We start from the raw sequence: 16,751 nt of genomic DNA, 5'->3' as shown, positions 1-16,751 counted from the left end.
AGAGTCCCCATTCCGAAAGCTTATGAAATTACTTTAAATTCCAGGCTGATGATACCAGGTCCCTTTAATTCGAAATGAATATAATCCGGAACGCCGTATCAGCTGAGCATAAAAAAGCTGAGGGCCTTCAGTGCACCCTCAGCAGCTCAACAAAAGGAATAATCCCCGATCAATTCCAGGCTTTCAGAAACTGCAGAAGAACCTCTGCGGCATTGTCCGCAGCCAGTCCGAAGAAGGTTCCCATCTCATTCTCACCCTCACCGCCTCCAGCAAGGTCTGAGAGAGAACGGAAAGCGATAAAAGGCACATCCGCCACATAAGCAACATGGGCAACTGCTGCCGATTCCATATCCAGACAGGCAGCCTGGAAATTATCAAAAGCCCACTCTCGGTACTCCGCATTGTCCACAAAGGTCATACCAGAGACCCCTGTTCCACCCACAACCAGCTTGGGAACATGGGACAGTTTGGCCTCGTCTGTTTCAGACAGGAGAGTCACATCACTAATCTTTTCGGCAACCGCCAGAAGCTCCTGGTCCACATCAAACCAGAATTTATCTTCTGTCCCGTCAACATCGTCCAGTCTTCCGTGTGTCACTTCAACATTCTGAGGAAACATCATGCCGAAACCAGGATAGATCTCCTGATGCCAGCCCAGGTTGTAGCCATCTTCTGTTTTACGAGCGAAAAGGGATTCCTGATACTGTGCCCACTTTGCGGGGACTGTGACATCACCGATATTCAAATCAGGATTGACGCCCCCGGCGATACCGCTGAAAAGGATATGAGAAATATTGAATGAGTCCAGCGCCAGCTGGGTAGTCATTGCCGCGTTGACCATACTGACACCAGAAAGGAAAAGTACAGCCTTTTTCCCTTCAATTTCGCAGAGGGTAAAACTTTTACCATTTATAACAATCTCCTCTTCGATGGTGGCTATAGATTTGAGCTTTACAACTTCAGGTCCAAAAGCAGAGACAATAGCGATCCGTTCAACCTGAGGATTGGAAGGAATCACCTGAATACTCTCTGCCCAAAGGGATGTCCCCAGAAGCAGAAACAGGTTTAATACAGCTAAGATTTTTTTCATTTTTGATTCTCCAGAATTTCAATGTCCCTCTATTGTATAGAGAAGGTCAGACAACTGTCTATAACTTCAGGAAAACTGTTTCAAGAGTTTGGTACAGATCAGAAAATGGGCAGAAGTCATCAACACAACAATGATATTTCCAGATTTTCAAACTCTGATTATGCAAGCTTTTCATATTTGAATCTTGCCTGGGTTTTCAGTTGTGGTTGATGTCGTCTTTGGGAACTGACCGGGCGGCGATTTTAAATATCAGTATTATCAATGCAACTAAAGCTGAGGCAATGAAAATATAGACAGGACTATGACCTTCGGCTATTTGATAAAACAGGGTGGAGATGATCCAGGCAACCACCGTCAGGTACAGTGCCTGAAGCAAACCGAAACTGACGCTGATTTCCTTCATGACAGCGCTGACTGCAGCAACACAAGGCATATACAACAGGATAAAAAGCAGGTAAGCATATGCCGCTGGAGGTGAAAACTTTGATCTTAGGATTACCAGCCCGGTGGATGCTTCAGAAGCAGGGCCTATATTATCCAGCTGGCTGTAGATGGCATTAAGGGTTCCTACTATCGACTCTTTTGCAAATATACCTGTGAATAGGCCGACAGTGGCAGGCCAGTTGTCATCTGTTATTCCAATGGATGTGAAAAGAGGAGTTATAAACCGTCCTATAACTGCCAGGAGAGATTCGGCAGTGTTGTCAGGGTCGAATCCACCGCTCACACTGAAAGATGAAAAAATTGACATAATGAATACAGCGATGATTATTACCTTGCCGGCCTTTTTAATGAAGTCCTGAACTCTGGCCCAGGTGTGCAGCAGAATGTGTTTTGCTCGCGGGACATGATAGCGCGGAAGTTCCATTATAAGATGAGAAGGTTCGCCTCTGAAGAGAGTGACCTTTATCAGGAGTCCTGAAAGTACTGCTACCAGGATTCCTGTCATATAAAGGGAAAACACAATTAAACCGGTTTTTGTTGGAAAAAAAGCAGCTGCAAAGAGAGCATAGACAGGGAGTCTGGCACCGCAGGACATCATGGGAACCATAAAAATTGTAATCATCCGGTCACGTTTGTTATCCAGAGTTCTAGTAGCAAGGATAGCCGGCACCGTACAGCCGAATCCTACAATCATGGGGACAAAAGCTTTTCCCGGGAGACCTAGTTTCCCCATAAAGCTGTCCATAACAAAGGCGGCCCTGGCCATATAGCCTGAGTCTTCAAGCAATGAGAGCATCAGAAACATAAAAAATACAAATGGAATAAATGAAATCACCACCTGTATACCTGCACCGATACCGTCTGCAATAAAGTAAGAAATAATTTCCGGAGCAGCTACAGATGACAGTAAAAAATTGACTCCATCTACAAAGATCATCCCGGCAATGGTGTCAAACAAGTCAACGAATATATTCCCAACCTCGATTGTGACAAAAAATACAAGCATCATTGCAGCAAAAAATATGGGGATGCCGAATATTGGATGCATCACAACTGAATCAACGATATCATTCAGAGGCTTAACCTTTTTAATACGTTTCACAACCTCGCGAGTTATTCCGTTTACAGCCCCATAAACATAATCGGCGATGATCATGTCGGGAGTTTCATTTAGAATCTGTGTAACACCCTTAAGCTCTGATTCCATTTCTTCTTTGTTGAAGATTCCGGCATCACATACAACAGAGCTAACCCATGGGTCTTCTTCAATAAGCCTGAGAGTCATCCAGCGTGAATCAAGATTGAGTTCCTGAGCCTTGATTTCGAGACGGGTTTTCCAGTTTCTTACAAGATCTTCTATTTCATTTGGATATTTAAGATCGACAGAAGATATCGGATTTTCCTTAGAATTCATTTCAAGAAAATTTTTAAGCTTGGATATATCTTTCTGATTGACTGCACTGACTCCGATCACCGGACATTTTAAATGAGCTGAAAGATGATCAATATCGATGCTCAGTCCGCTGCTCTCGGCAAGATCCATCATGTTCAGAACAACAACAACCGGAACTTTCATTTCGATCAGCTGAGCAGTTAGATACATATTTCTGGATAGGTTTGAAGAATCCAGGATATTGACTATAAGATCAGCCTTCCCGCTGAGGATGTAATCCCTGGAGACCTGTTCGTCTTCAGAATTGGGAGAAAGGGAATAAATACCAGGGAGGTCTACTATATTATAGCTTTGATTATTATATTGATACCGACCTTCTACACGTTCTACCGTAACACCCGGCCAGTTTCCAATCTGTTGTTTTGCTCCGGTCAGTAAGTTAAAAAGGGAGCTTTTCCCGCAATTTGGATTACCCGTAAATGCAAGAGTTAAATCAGTTTTGCTTGACATAGATACGTTTTGCCATCCCCTGGCCAATCATAATCTGAGATCCCTGTACATAAAGAACCATTGGTCCCATTCTGTTTGCGCGTACAACTTGAACTATCGCCCCAGGAATCATCCCAAGGTTTACAAGCTTCTGTCTCAGTTTTTTTCCACCAAGGATTGATTCAACAACCGCACTCTTCCCAGGTTCTATTTCAGATAAACTCATTTTATTCACCATCACCGAATCGTATTTACCGGGATACTAAGAAATATTAGTATTTTATAACTTACATTAACAATTGAAACTACATTAGTCAATGCTAACTACGTAAAAGCACTATCAAATTCAAATTACCAGCGAAAGCCGGCAATGGGGGGATAGGCCCGTTTAACGGCCAGATAGAGAGGGAATCCGATGATGACTCCCGCAGCATTCTGCAGGATATTGCCGGGTATTTCGGTGGCGGCAGCCGCAAAACCATACATGACACCGGCAGTCACAAAGTAAGTACCCGCCATAAAAAGGGTTCCCGCCACAAAGGCCAGAATCAAGGCAGCTACCATCCTGGCTCTGTTTTCGAAACCCGATGCCTTGAAAATCAGTCCGATTAAAAGCCCCTGAATACCGTGTGCAAAAAAAGTGATGGGAGCCCATTGGGCATAACCACCCAGAATATCGGCCAGAGCCGTTCCCAGGCCGCCCGCCGCCAGGGCGGTAAATGGTCCGAAAGTCAGTGCCGTAAAAAAGATGGCCACATCGGCCAGATTGATATACCCCTTGGTGGGGGTCACAGGAACCCGAACGATCAGAGTACAGACAGTGGTCACAGCCGTCAGGATAGCAATGGCGGCGATCCGAAAGGCCAGGTTCTGCTTTGATGACTTAGTTTTAATTTTCATGGTGTTCTCCCTATTTATCCGGGAATAAAACTGCCGGGTAAATTAACGGAATACTATCAGAGGTAGAACAAGAAGGGCAAGCAATAACAGGGAACTAAAAATCTGCAGTCTTAGTGAAGGAACAAGGAGAAGATATCCAGCTGAAGCCCGGCGGGACTTCCATGGGATATCCGGAGAGTGCACCAGGCACATTATAAAATGATTCTTTACAATTTGTATATATGAACCTAATATTGTGTTGTGAATCGATTTTTAAAATATGCACCATATATATTTGCCTCATTTTTTATAATCGTTCTCTTTTTATCTTTGAACATAATGTTGAAAAGCCCTTTTTTCTCCAGAGATAATTCTGAAAATCGTGAGGAAAAGACTTACCACTATGCCTTTTTTCTTCCTGCATCAGACTATTCCTTTTTCAAGCAATTAAAAGAGGGGGCTTTGAGCGCATCTTTATCGATAGATTGTTCCATCTCATTTCATGAATTGGACACGGATCCATTGAGTTTGAAAATGGTTCCATTTTCCGGAGTAGACGGGATTGGAGTTTATGCTTACCAGGAAGATTCTGATACTTTGGCAAATCTCGCTGCTATTTCTGATGCAGGCATTCCCATTATTCAGATAGAGAATGAAATAGTCAGAGACGAAAAGGCTTTTTTTATCGGTACGAATAACTTTGACTCAGGAAAGGCTATTGGAAAGCTGGCTCTCAAATCCAGGAAAGAAGAAATCAACCTTGCTCTGGTGTACAGCGAAAAAAATCCGGGACTGATGACTGAGGCGAATCTGTTAGAATTGGGCTTAATATCAACTCTCGGTTATCGCATTGCCAATATCCAGAAAGAGCAAACAACACTTAATCCTCTCGATGCAGAAGGGCTGACTTATAGATTGATCAGGCAGGATCCGGCAATTGATGTTATTGTTCTGACTGATCCCAATGATACTCTTGTAACAGTTCAGGCTATTGTGGATATGAATCTCGTCGGTGAGATCCAGGTCATAGGATTCGGCGATGATGAGAGGATTAAAGAGTATATTAATAAAGGGTTGGTTCTGGGAACCATCGTAAGGGATCCTGTTCTAATAGGATACAGTGCTGTATTGGCATTGCAGGATATAAATACAAACGGATATACATCTGCCTATGTCGATACGGGGATCAGTATCATTACAGGAAATAAATCAGGTGAATAGACTTCACACAAGCAATTCCCTCAAGGCAAAATTGCTCTATTATTTTGTTTTCTCTATGTCTTTCACAGTGATCTCTTTCGGCATAATTCTCACCTTGTCTCTCTCTCTGCAGGATATAGCCGATAAGCGCTTTGAAGATGAGCAATCCCTTCACATTCTGCAGGTACAGCTGGATGAAATACAGGAACCAATCGAAAGTTATCTCGGTTTTTATTCTTCTTCCTCTCTGGCTCAGCTCCTCTATGCTTCAGAGACAATTAAAGATACTCTTCCCGATAAACGGGTTATCATTGATGATGAATCAGAATTATTGAAAAGGGATATCTACTTTCTCATAGACTCCTATCTGCTACAGGTAAATCAGGTTATTGAAATGAAGCGGGGCAGGAATGTTCCGGGATATACACAGGGCTTTGAAGATCTGTCCATCCTTTACAATTATATCACCGATAGAATCAACGAAGTCAGCCTGAAGGGGTTTAGAAGTCAATTGGGAGAATACCGTAGTTTTCTCGAACTGTTCCGGTCAATCCAGATGTATAGCCTCATACTCATCGTGATTATTATGGCATTTGCCTTCTCTTTACTTATGAAAAATGTGAACACCATCTCATATCCCATTCATCAACTCTCACTGATGGCAGGGAAAATCTCCGCTGGGGATTTTGATATGGATGATGTCCAGTTTGACTCGGTTGATGAAATAAATCATGTAGCATCAGCTTTTAATGAAATGAAAAACAGCATCAGCCACTATATTAACGAATTGAAAAAGCAGAAAGATATCGAACAGCAGATAATGACTGAAAGAGTGCGAAATCTCAATATGGAGCAGCTTCTCAAGAGGATGGAACTCTACACTATGCAGGCTCAGATGAATCCTCATTTTCTCTTTAATACCATCAACACGGGAGTACAGCTCGCCATTGTTGAAGAGGCTGAGAAAACAGCAGACTTTATGGAAAACCTTGCTGCACTTTTCCGATATAACATCAGGGAAAAGAAATTCTTTGTTCCATTGCGTCATGAATACGAGGGGTTAAAGTCCTATTTCAATATTCTGAAAATCCGGTTTCCCAAGACCCTCCGCCTGGAATTGGATATCAATGAGGAACTGCTCGATGATTTCACTTGCCCAGCCATGGTGCTGCAGCCTATTGTGGAAAACTCTGTTTTACACGCCTTTAAAAACAAAGAGGGAATAGGTACCATTTCGGTTTCTATTGAATACAATCATCCTATTCTGCGGATTTCCGTAAAAGATGATGGAATTGGGATACCGAAAAAAACTGTAAAAGCTCTTTTGATACCCCATACCCATGACTATCAGCTCAGCTCAAAAGTTATGGGATTGGAAAATGTCATACAGCGCTGTTATTTTTTCTACCCTGAAGTGAGAGATCCTGTGGAAATCCACAGTGAAATTGGCAGAGGGACAGATATTATCATCAATATTAACACAGAGGTGGAACCATGTATCGAGTTATGATTGTTGATGATGAAGAACCTGTATTGGACAGCTTCAGTTTTATCTTAAAAAAATATGTTAATGATTTTACACTATGCGCTAAGGCAAGAACTGGAACAGAAGCCATTAAGGAAATTAAAGAAAAAAATCCCGATGTGGTTTTTATGGATATACAAATGCCGGGGATGGACGGCATAGAGACAATTCGTCAACTCAGGCCCCTATTCCCCCATATCATTTTTATTCTGGCTACGGCTTATGAACGCTTTGATATTGCCCAGAAAGCGATCCAACTTGGTGTATTCAATTACCTTGTAAAGCCTGTATCTAAAAACAAAATTCTCGAAGTACTGGACTTAGTTAAAGAGGATCTCGACAAGAGGAAAAAGGAAAGTGATACTCTTCTCGAGGACGAACAGTTTCTCAAAAGAACCAAAAATGAAAAATTGAATAAATTCCTAACAAGTCTTATTTGGAAAAATCCCGATGCTGATTCGTGGAATGATTTTTGCCGTCTCTTTTCCATAAATTGCGAAAGAGCGGCTATCTCTCTCATAGGAGGGCTTTCAACAGTTTCAGAGGAGATAAGAAGAGATATCTTTGGATCTTTAGTTCAGAAAATTCAGTATAAATACAATTGCCTCTCCACTGAACTGGGTGATAAATTGATTCTCTTTTTCCCAGAAGAAGGAGAGATGAAGGATCTTGATAGGCAATTGAGACTCATCATCAATGAAGTAAATAAAGTCAATTTACTCCTGGGCTCGGGAGGCTCCTATCATTTTTCTGAAATCACAAGATCTGTTTCTGAAGCATTCCGGCCTTTTTCCGATTCAAAAGAAATTGAGGATAAGAGGAACAGAGAACAGAGAATGATATTCTCTGTTTTCAAAGGGATTCTCAGTAATGACAGAAATAAAGGGGAAGAGTTATTTAAGAATTTCTGGGTTTCAAAATTCAAACAAAACGAGTTCAATGTGGCCAAGGGGAAAATGGTAGCGCTATTTACCCTTCTTCTGCACGATATTGAGAATCACCTACTTATCAGGAGTAATTTTAATATTGATCCCGCCGAGGAAATCATGCCCCTTAAAACAATGGAAGAGTGGGATCTTTGGGCGGCATCGGCCATGACTGAGCTCTTTAATCTCCTGGATCTGCAGAAAAGCCAGACCTACCCGAAACCATTGAAAAAAGCGCTTTCCTATATTGCTGGAAACTACAGTCATCAGCTTCAGCTGACATCTGTCGCCGATGAGTGTTCCGTAACGGGCAGCTATTTGAGTCGTTTGTTTACCGAACATCTGGATACAAAATTCATCGATTACTTAAACAGATACAGAGTGAATCAGGCTGTTCTCTTGCTGAGAGATAAAAATATTTCCATTAAAGAAGCATCATTTATGGTGGGGTACCAGAATCCGAATTATTTCAGCAGGATATTCCGTAAAATAATGGGTATTTCTCCATCTGATCTTTGAAAAAGGGGCACTGAATAATGTTGCAAAAAATTTCTTTAATTTTCCTGACTGTTATTTTCTTACTCTCCTGTTCTAATAAAGAAGATTCGGAAAAAGAAACAATCCGAATTGGATTTTCTGCAGCATCCGAGACATTTCTACTTGAGAGATGGGACCGGGATATAAAAATTTTCATGCATACGGCCCGGGAGCTCGGAGCGGAAGTTATATTCGCCAAATCTCCGGGAAATGCCCTGGATCAGATCCCTCAGATTCAGTATCTGCTCAAGCAGGATATCAATGTGCTCGTTGTCATTCCTCAGGACAAAGTCCTTCTCGGGGGGGTTATTCAAAAGACCATAGATCGTGGAATTCCAGTTCTCTCTTACGACAGGCCCATTATGGATGTCCCTATTACAGGGTATGTCTCGTTTGATAATCATGAAGTGGGCAGGCTGCTTTCATCGGCTCTTATCTCCCGGGTCCCAGTGGGCAACTATATTATTGTCAACGGATCGATACACGATAACAACAGTTTCCAGGTAAACAATGGAGTCCATGAAATTCTAGATCCCTTTATAGCAAAAGGTGATGTTAACGTGATTGATGAAATATGGCTTGAACACTGGAGTTATGATGAAGCTCTTGTGGAAATCGGAAAAGTTCTTGATCGGACCGAAGATATACAGGCTATTTCATGCGCCAATGACCTCATCGCTCAGGCTGCGGTCAGACTCCTTTCGGAGAGACAGTTGGCGGGAAAAGTTGCCGTGGTTGGACAGGATGCGGACCTGGTATCCTGTCAGAGCATTGTTGAAGGAACCCAATTGATGACAGTATACAAACCCATTCAAAAACTGGCAGCGAGAGCGGCGGGTCTGGCTGTTTCCATGGCTAAAAAAGAGATACCTGAACCCGATAGATATATTGATAATAACAGCAGTAAAGAGATTCCCTTTTACGTAGAGACTCCTGTCCCTGTTTATAGAGAGACACTGGATTCGACTGTTATCGGTGACGGGTTTCATTCACGAGAAGATGTTTACCGAAACGCTACAGGACAAAACTAACCACAAAATAGTGCTAGCACTTGTAAAAAAAAACTTCTCATATCAAAAATGATCTATCCTTCGCATAAAAATCCTGTATCAGGTTATTAAAAACCATAATAGTATGAATAAAATACTTATTTATAAGAGAAAAAAATAAGTTTAGAGGTGTTTTTTTGGAAGACAGTATAATGTTACGGATGAAGTCAATTACAAAGTCATTCCCGGGTGTAAAAGCCCTGGATGAAGTAGATATATTGGTTGAAAAAGGAGAAATCCATTTCATCGTTGGTGAAAATGGAGCCGGAAAATCAACATTAATGAAAGTATTAAGTGGAATTTATCCATATGGTGATTACGATGGAGATATAATATTTGATGGTAAAATAAAGCATTTTCACGGAATCAAAGATTCGGTTACAGATGGTATCGTTATCATAAATCAGGAACTGGAGCTTTTTCCAAATCTTAGCGTATATGAAAACGTTTTTGTTGGACATGAGATCCACAATAATTTGTCTGTTATGAATTGGGATACAACTAAAAAAGAAGCAAAAAAGTATCTGGATATGGTTGGACTGGAAGTTGATATATATAGTTTAGTGGGTTTACTCGGTGTGGGGAAACAGCAATTAGTTGAAATTGCAAAAGCATTAAGCCAAAATGTTAAATTATTGATCTTAGACGAGCCTACTGCAGCATTAAATGAAGATGACAGCGATAATTTATTGAAATTAATTGTTGAACTTAAAAAACAAGGTATTACTTCAATTATGATTTCACATAAACTAAAAGAAGTTGAAGCCATCGCAGATTCTATCACTGTCCTGAGGGATGGAAAGACCGTTGCCCGCATGGTCAAAGATGAGATCAATGAACGGGAAATTATCAAACACATGGTTGGTCGAGAAATTGAAGATATTTTTCCTAAAAGACCAGAATATTCCGGTGGAGAGGTCGTACTTGAAACTGTTCACTTAAATGCTTTTGATACTTCTCTAAACCGATATATTGTAAGTAATTCAAATATAAAGGTCCGAAAAGGTGAAGTCGTAGGAATTGCAGGATTAATGGGTGCGGGAAGAACAGAACTTGCCCACAGTATTTTTGGGAATCCAAAGAATTATAAAATATCCGGATCTACTATTCTATTTGGAAAAGCTGTCAAACTAAGTTCACCGAAAATAGCCATTGAAAATGGAATTGCCTATGTTTCTGAAGATAGAAAAAAAGATGGATTAATTTTAGAAGAAACAATTGGGCAGAATATAACGGTTTCTTCATTAAAAAAAATATCAAAAATGGGAATTATCAATTTCCTAACTCAAAACTTGTATGCTGAGAAGTATGTAAAAGATTTAGATATAAAGACTCCTTCCATTTTTCAACAAATTAAGAACTTAAGTGGTGGTAATCAACAAAAAGTACAAGTTAGTAAATGGTTATTTGCAGATCCCAAAATATTAATTTTAGATGAACCAACTCGCGGTATTGATGTTGGTGCAAAATATGAAATTTACACAATTATTAATGATTTAGTAGCAAAAGGCATGAGTATAATGATCATTTCTTCAGAATTACCTGAAATTTTAGGTATGTGTGACAGAGTTTATGTTATCGCTGAGGGTGTTCAAACTGCTGAATTTGACATAAAAGACGCTACACCTGAAAAAATAATGGAAAAGGCAACTGTTTAGGCTGGTCGCAAGCTTTGCTTGCTACTCGCCTATGAGTCGTACCGGAAGGACGAAGTCCTGAGGAACGACCTCTGCTGCCTAAGGCTGGTCACAAGCTTTGCTTGCTGCTCGCCAATGAGTCGTACCCCAGGCACTTGTGCCGAGGAACGATCTCAAATGCAACCAAGGAGAAACAATGGTAGACGATCGAAATTTATTCCAAAAAATGGGATGGGTAATATATAAATATTTCCTGACGCTGATCTCAATGTTAAGAACAAATATCAGAGATTATGGAATGTTTATTGCTTTGGTAGTAATCTTTGTAATATTTCAGTTCATGACTGGTGGGATCTTCTTAGGAGCATTCAACTTTACAAATCTATTAAATCAATCGGCCTATGTAGCTGTGTTAGCTGTTGGTATGACCCTGGTCATTGTTACCCAGCAAATAGATTTATCTGTAGGGTATATTGGAGCTTTTCTTGGAGCTTACGTTGTAGTCGCCGTTGAAACGGGTGGGCAATCAATAACCGTAGCACTGCTTGGTGCCTTAGTACTCACTGTTTTCGTTGGCATCATTAAAGGTTATTTTATAGCCAAAATTAAAGTGCCTTCCTTCGTAGTTACCTTAGCCGGGATGTTTATCTTTAAAGGATTATTATTCTTTAAAACAAACAATAGAACGATCTCAACTACACATGATTTCTTCATCAAAGTAGGTATTGGATACTTACCAACATATGATGTGGCAGGCTATGATTTGTTTTCACTGATTTCAGGTGCTGTTATCATGGTTGTAGCAATCACTTCTGGAATATTGATACGTAATAAACACAGGAAACTTGGAATTCCAAGTGAGAAAGTCGAATTATTTATCACAAAGCTTGTGATTCTATCAGTTATTATCGGATACCTGACATATACATTTGCAGCTAATAAAGGAATTTCCTACCTATTACTAATTACTGTTATTGTTGTCGCAATTTATCATTTTATGTCAACACAAACAACTCTTGGTAGAAGGATCTACGCCGTAGGTGGAAATCCTGAAGCCGCTGAATTATCTGGTATCAGTGTTGAAAAAACGATAATCATTGTTTTTATCTCCATGGGTATCACAGCAATGATTGCGGGTATTATGTATGTTACAAGACTTCAAAATGCATCACCAAAGCATGGTCCCTTCTGGGAATTATATGCAATTGCAGCTGTCTTCATTGGTGGAACCAGTGCAAAGGGCGGCATTGGTAAAGTAGTGAATGCAGTCGTTGGTGCGGTCGTTATTATGTCACTGAAAAATGGTATGTCCTTAGCTGGCATTGATGCAAATATCGAGCCAATCATCTTGGGATCTGTATTGTTACTTGCTGTCGTATTTGATATCTACACAAGAAATGTCATGCCTGTTGATTTAGTAGGTATGTTTTATGCCAAAAAACAGAATAAAGCTGAGCTCCTTCTCACTCGGGATAATTTTATCAAAGCTAAAAGGGAACTTCGAGAAGCACAAAAAGCAGAGATGCAGAATCTTATCGAATATGAATATAATTTTACAAATGCCCAGGGTGCATTCAATAAAATTAGAGACAAAATCAGAGTTAGTGTAGAAGCGGATTTTATTACAGAGTAAATCTTTGCAGAAGACTTAAAAATCTGCAATTTTTTAATATTTCACAGGAGGAATATATGATACGTATTTTGTTTACATTACTATTCGTTGTAGCAATGACAGGACTTGTTTTTGCAAATGGCCAGAAAGGTGCATCAGGCATCAAAATTGGTGTCGTTTTACCAGATGCATCTGAAGAAAGATGGGCAAACCAGGATGGTGCATTCTTTAAAGCAGAACTGGAAAATTTAGGTGCTGGTTACGAATTTGAGATTTTATTTTCAGAGGGTGATGAATCAAAAGAAAAACAAAATGTAGAAGCCTTAATCGCCAAAGGTGCCAAGGTTATTATTATCACAGCACATGGTAATGGTGGAGCATCAGTTGCTGCTGCACATGCTGAAAATGTTGTGGTAGTGGCACATGACCGAATGGCAAAATCCGCTGCAGATGTAGCTGATTACTATACTACATTCAATAGTTGGAATGTTGGTAAAGCAATGGGTAAACATTTAGTTGACGCAGCTAAAGCAGCAGGTTATTCTGCCAGTAAAAAAGCCGATTTAGCAATTTTTTCCGGTCGTGTAGTTGACTGGCCCAATGCAACATACTTCTTTGGTGGTGCTTTTGAAGAATTACAGCCTAATTTAGCTATGTTCAATATCGTAAATCAAGATCCAGCTCCTTTCCTGGCACTGAAAAAGTACACAGAAGCTACTTTTAATGACGCTGCAAAAGATGCATTACAGGCTGCCATGTTGCCAATCGATACAGACTGGAATCCTGAAACTGCTGGTATTAAAGCTGCAGGTGTAGTTGCACAGATCAAAAAAACTTCTGACGCAGTATTTGTATTAGCTCCTAACGATGATACTTCAGCAGCAATTCGTCAAGAATTTGCTAAAATGGCTACTCCTTATGCTAAATACTATACAACAGGTCAGGATGCTTCTAATGTTACATTGGCAAGCTTAATGGGTGACGTTGTTACTGGTAAAGGAACTCAAACCATGACAGTATTCAAAGACGTTTCAAAATTGGTAAAAGACTCTGTTGCTATTGCTAAGAACGTTGTTGATGGAAAAGATGGTTTAACCGGTTTAAATAGTGGACCTTCCATTGATGGAGCAAAAACTGCTTATTCTCCCATTGATACACTGTTAGCAACAAATCCACAGCTGACTTATGACACAATTTTTGCGACAGGTTACAAATCAGAAGATAACCCTGATTTTGATGCCATTGATTTCACACCTTACAAATAATTAGTTACTTGTAAGCTATTGATAAATACCTTAAAGCCAGGCTTTAAGGTATTTTTTTTATAATGACAGGTTTATAATGACAGGAAAAATATATTCGATAATCCGTATTTTTACCGGGAGCCCTCTGGAAAGCAATGGAGGGGATGAAAAATTCCGGGAAGTCAATTAACGGAACACGATTAGAAGTAAAACCAGAAAGACAAACAATAAAAGGGAACTTAAAATCTGCAGTCTCACCGAAGGAACAAGGGGAAGCTCCCTGAGGCGGGTTCGGGGATTATCCCGCCCGATCCCCTTCAGCTCCAGAGCCATTGTCAGTAGAGGGATGGTTTTAACACTCTGAATCATGAGAGACACCAGAATGGGGAATAGTCCTTTAAGCCTGGTCCATCCCTTTCCTGGGGCCAGGGTATCATTCACACCGCAGCGAAGGGCGTGGGCAGCCTTGATCTGCCCATACAGACCAGCCAGATGGGGAATATAACGCAGAGCTATGGAGATCACCAGGGTGACCACATAGGGAAGGCGGAACCAGCTGAGGCCCAGGAGGATATCTTCCATGGGGGTCGTTCGGAAAAACAGAAAGAAGAGTGTACTGATCCCGGTCAGACGGAAGATATAATGGAGGGCTTCCATGAGTCCGTGACTCGTCACAAGGGTCATATTCCCCACACTGAGAAGTACTGTTCCGGTTTTATGAAATAGAGGAGTCAATATCAGGATGAGAATCAGCAGAGGGAAAATCATGTTCAAGGGCGTTAAAAGATCTTTGCCTCCCAGAACAGACAGGGTCAGGACCAGAAGAAAAAGAGTGAATCCTCCGCTCACTGTCAGAGACTGAGGCAGGAAAAAATAGACGACAAGCAGGGGCAGCAAAAGCAGCTTCAGACGGCAGTCATAGCCGTGAAGAAGACTCCCTTCCTCCCTGAATAGTGTATCAATCATGGGCGGGGTCCCGCCTCTTCCGGCTCTCCTGGTCCAGAATCCGCCCCTGTTCCATTCTGATGACTCTGTCGGCACCGAGGGCCTGAACATGCCTGTCATGAGTGATGACAATGAGGGCGGCTCCTTTATTCCTCAGTTCACCAACAATGCTGATGTAGTCCGTAAAGTTCAGCCCCGAGTCAGCCTCATCCAGAATATAAAGATCCTTGTCCAGTAGATAGTAGATGGCTCCCTGCAGGCGTTTTCTGGCTCCAAAGCTCATCAGTGCCGGCGGTGCATCAGGACTGGGCAGCCTGAACAGGGTGATGGCCTCATTAACCATGGTACTCCTTTGTCCTTTATCCAGCCCCGAAGATTTGAGGCCCAGTGCCAGTTCTTCGGCGACGGTCGGCAGAAAGAGCTGGTAATCGGGATTCTGAAAGAGGTAGCCGCAGCTTCTGTTGAGCCGGGCTTTCCCGGCTGGATCTCCAGTCAAAGTCAGCTCTCCCCTGTCGGGAAGAATCAGTCCGCTGATAATGCGGGCCAGGGTGGTCTTCCCGCAGCCGTTGGGACCTTCCAGAGCGATGACTTCCCCTTTTTTCAACTCCAATAGGTCTATCTCCAGAGTAAAGTCTGAGTTTCCCGGATACATGTATTTCACATCCTTCATTCGAAAGAGACATGAATCATCACCGGCGCGTATGATGGGTGGCTTGGTTTCGGGTTTCTCTGCCAGGCTGAGACCATCCGCCTCCAGGAGTTTCTGAAAGCTGCGGGGATCGTCATGCTCTCTAATCATCCGCCCCCCGGAAAGAAGTGCCAACTCGGCCCCGGAATCATGAAAGATTTCCTTGTATTTTGAAGCAAACAACAGGATGCCCCGATTCCCCTGGCGAGCCCTGTCCCGCAGGTAATTCATAAGGAAAATCTGACCGTCCCGGTCCAGCTCATCCATCGATTCATCCAGTATCCAGAAGTCGGGATCCTGCATCTCCAGGGCTGCCAGAAGGAGCCGTTTTTTCTCACCCCCCGAGAGTGAAACGGGATTTCGTCTCTCCTTGCCCAGGACAGAAAATCGGTCAAAGGAGGAGCTGAGTCTCCTTTGAATTTCCTGGGGTTCCACGGCAAGAGACTCGAGAGCCAGGGAGGCTTCATCATCGCAGCGGGTGGTGATAATCTGCTCTTCCGGGTCTTGAAAGACAATGCCTGTTTTTTCTATCCAGTCACAGGCGGACCGGGTTCTCACAGACTCGCCGTCAATGAGAATATCCCCTGAGGTCTCCGCCTGGGTCAGCCCTGGATAGACCGCCGTCAAACAGCGTCCCAATGTCGTTTTCCCGCTTTCCGGTGGTCCCAGAACAATCCAGAATTCCCCGCGGTTCAGAATAAAATTCAGACCTTCAAAGAGAGCCCTGTTCTGCAGTCCCGAGTAGGATGGAAACTTAAATGAATAGTCCCGGATATTCAGCAGGGGCTGCTTTTCGGCTGTAATCATGAAGCCAGTATAGTCATGCCAGGAGCTGCTGTACAAGACCTGAATTGAAATGTGTGGATGTCTGTCCCAACAGGTCCAATATCGCCCTTCCAGTGGGAGATCTGAATCTCTTCAACGACCCCTATCAGATCATACACATAGATGCCTATTGCAATGAATGCGGGGATTGCGGTCATTTCTGCCCCTGGGAGGGGCGTCCCTATATTGATAAACCAACCATTTTCAGCGAGATTGAAGATTTTGAGAACAGTGAGAATCCAGGCTGGCTGATCCAGGGGGAGACTGT

13 protein-coding genes and 1 pseudogene are annotated in these 16,751 nt (G+C 42.0%); 8 read left to right on the top strand and 6 right to left on the bottom strand.

The window, feature by feature from the left end; translation table 11 throughout:
- Window positions 1-169: 169 nt before the first annotated feature.
- The 4 genes from PF479_RS10390 to PF479_RS10375 all read right to left on the bottom strand — a co-directional run bounded on the left by PF479_RS10390 (window position 170) and on the right by PF479_RS10375 (window position 4,316).
- A complete protein-coding gene (locus PF479_RS10390) occupies window positions 170-1,090 on the bottom strand; it encodes a 5'-methylthioadenosine/S-adenosylhomocysteine nucleosidase (protein ID WP_298005941.1) in 921 nt (306 codons plus the stop codon).
- A 196-nt stretch (window positions 1,091-1,286) separates the two neighbouring features.
- Entirely contained in the window at window positions 1,287-3,437 is a 2,151-nt protein-coding gene (gene feoB / locus PF479_RS10385) for a ferrous iron transport protein B (protein WP_298005938.1), read from the bottom strand.
- Window positions 3,421-3,642, bottom strand: coding sequence for a FeoA family protein (locus PF479_RS10380; RefSeq protein WP_298005936.1), 222 nt, complete (start codon window positions 3,640-3,642; stop codon window positions 3,421-3,423). Before PF479_RS10380 ends, feoB begins: the two co-directional genes overlap by 17 nt.
- A gap of 125 nt (window positions 3,643-3,767) precedes the next feature.
- Window positions 3,768-4,316 carry an ECF transporter S component gene (locus PF479_RS10375; RefSeq protein WP_298005933.1) on the bottom strand — a complete coding sequence of 183 codons (549 nt, stop codon included), beginning with the start codon at window positions 4,314-4,316 and terminating at the stop codon, window positions 3,768-3,770.
- Window positions 4,317-4,829: 513 nt separating this feature from the next.
- Here PF479_RS10375 and PF479_RS10370 point away from each other — a divergent pair.
- The 7 genes from PF479_RS10370 to PF479_RS10340 all read left to right on the top strand — a co-directional run bounded on the left by PF479_RS10370 (window position 4,830) and on the right by PF479_RS10340 (window position 14,046).
- On the top strand, window positions 4,830-5,516 hold the full coding sequence (locus PF479_RS10370; RefSeq protein ID WP_298005932.1) for a substrate-binding domain-containing protein: 687 nt from the start codon (window positions 4,830-4,832) through the stop codon (window positions 5,514-5,516).
- Window positions 5,509-7,005 (top strand): sensor histidine kinase, encoded by a 1,497-nt coding sequence (locus PF479_RS10365; RefSeq protein WP_298005929.1) that lies wholly within the window; start codon window positions 5,509-5,511, stop codon window positions 7,003-7,005. The genes PF479_RS10370 and PF479_RS10365 overlap by 8 nt, the downstream gene beginning before the upstream one ends.
- Window positions 6,990-8,465 (top strand): response regulator, encoded by a 1,476-nt coding sequence (locus PF479_RS10360; RefSeq protein WP_298005926.1) that lies wholly within the window; start codon window positions 6,990-6,992, stop codon window positions 8,463-8,465. Before PF479_RS10365 ends, PF479_RS10360 begins: the two co-directional genes overlap by 16 nt.
- Window positions 8,466-8,482: 17 nt before the next feature.
- Entirely contained in the window at window positions 8,483-9,514 is a 1,032-nt protein-coding gene (locus tag PF479_RS10355) for a substrate-binding domain-containing protein (protein ID WP_298005922.1), read from the top strand.
- A gap of 179 nt (window positions 9,515-9,693) precedes the next feature.
- On the top strand, window positions 9,694-11,190 hold the full coding sequence (locus PF479_RS10350; RefSeq protein WP_298005919.1) for an ATP-binding cassette domain-containing protein: 1,497 nt from the start codon (window positions 9,694-9,696) through the stop codon (window positions 11,188-11,190).
- A 175-nt stretch (window positions 11,191-11,365) separates the two neighbouring features.
- Entirely contained in the window at window positions 11,366-12,802 is a 1,437-nt protein-coding gene (locus tag PF479_RS10345) for a sugar ABC transporter permease (protein ID WP_298005916.1), read from the top strand.
- A 56-nt stretch (window positions 12,803-12,858) separates the two neighbouring features.
- Window positions 12,859-14,046, top strand: coding sequence for a substrate-binding domain-containing protein (locus PF479_RS10340; protein ID WP_298005913.1), 1,188 nt, complete (start codon window positions 12,859-12,861; stop codon window positions 14,044-14,046).
- 165 nt (window positions 14,047-14,211) lie between these two features.
- Here PF479_RS10340 and PF479_RS10335 read toward each other — a convergent pair whose 3' ends face one another.
- Both PF479_RS10335 and PF479_RS10330 read right to left on the bottom strand, forming a co-directional pair.
- The gene (locus PF479_RS10335) at window positions 14,212-14,991 is read right to left on the bottom strand and encodes an energy-coupling factor transporter transmembrane protein EcfT (RefSeq protein WP_298005910.1); all 780 of its coding nucleotides are present in this window, start codon (window positions 14,989-14,991) and stop codon (window positions 14,212-14,214) included.
- Window positions 14,984-16,465 (bottom strand): ABC transporter ATP-binding protein, encoded by a 1,482-nt coding sequence (locus tag PF479_RS10330; RefSeq protein ID WP_298005908.1) that lies wholly within the window; start codon window positions 16,463-16,465, stop codon window positions 14,984-14,986. The genes PF479_RS10335 and PF479_RS10330 overlap by 8 nt, the downstream gene beginning before the upstream one ends.
- A 44-nt stretch (window positions 16,466-16,509) precedes the next feature.
- On the opposite strand from PF479_RS10330, the pseudogene PF479_RS10325 reads away from it, so the two are divergent.
- Window positions 16,510-16,751, top strand: a pseudogene (locus tag PF479_RS10325) (hypothetical protein); the annotation flags it as partial.

Origin of the sequence: Oceanispirochaeta sp. (genome assembly GCF_027859075.1) — a bacterium.
Lineage (GTDB): Bacteria > Spirochaetota > Spirochaetia > DSM-2461 > DSM-2461 > Oceanispirochaeta.
The sequence above is the reverse complement of the archived record's forward strand: the minus strand, read 5'-3'. Positions and strand labels throughout refer to the sequence as shown.

Excerpts from the sequence above, each read along its gene's own strand:
- PF479_RS10390 (WP_298005941.1), bottom strand. The coding sequence starts at position 1,090 with ATGAAAAAAATCTTAGCTGTATTAAACCTGTTTCTGCTTCTGGGGACA.
- feoB (WP_298005938.1), bottom strand. The coding sequence starts at position 3,437 with ATGTCAAGCAAAACTGATTTAACTCTTGCATTTACGGGTAATCCAAAT.
- PF479_RS10380 (WP_298005936.1), bottom strand. The coding sequence starts at position 3,642 with ATGAGTTTATCTGAAATAGAACCTGGGAAGAGTGCGGTTGTTGAATCA.
- PF479_RS10375 (WP_298005933.1), bottom strand. The coding sequence starts at position 4,316 with ATGAAAATTAAAACTAAGTCATCAAAGCAGAACCTGGCCTTTCGGATC.
- PF479_RS10370 (WP_298005932.1), top strand. The coding sequence starts at position 4,830 with ATGGTTCCATTTTCCGGAGTAGACGGGATTGGAGTTTATGCTTACCAG.
- PF479_RS10360 (WP_298005926.1), top strand. The coding sequence starts at position 6,990 with ATGTATCGAGTTATGATTGTTGATGATGAAGAACCTGTATTGGACAGC.
- PF479_RS10355 (WP_298005922.1), top strand. The coding sequence starts at position 8,483 with ATGTTGCAAAAAATTTCTTTAATTTTCCTGACTGTTATTTTCTTACTC.
- PF479_RS10350 (WP_298005919.1), top strand. The coding sequence starts at position 9,694 with ATGAAGTCAATTACAAAGTCATTCCCGGGTGTAAAAGCCCTGGATGAA.
- PF479_RS10345 (WP_298005916.1), top strand. The coding sequence starts at position 11,366 with ATGGTAGACGATCGAAATTTATTCCAAAAAATGGGATGGGTAATATAT.
- PF479_RS10340 (WP_298005913.1), top strand. The coding sequence starts at position 12,859 with ATGATACGTATTTTGTTTACATTACTATTCGTTGTAGCAATGACAGGA.
- PF479_RS10335 (WP_298005910.1), bottom strand. The coding sequence starts at position 14,991 with ATGATTGATACACTATTCAGGGAGGAAGGGAGTCTTCTTCACGGCTAT.
- PF479_RS10330 (WP_298005908.1), bottom strand. The coding sequence starts at position 16,465 with ATGATTACAGCCGAAAAGCAGCCCCTGCTGAATATCCGGGACTATTCA.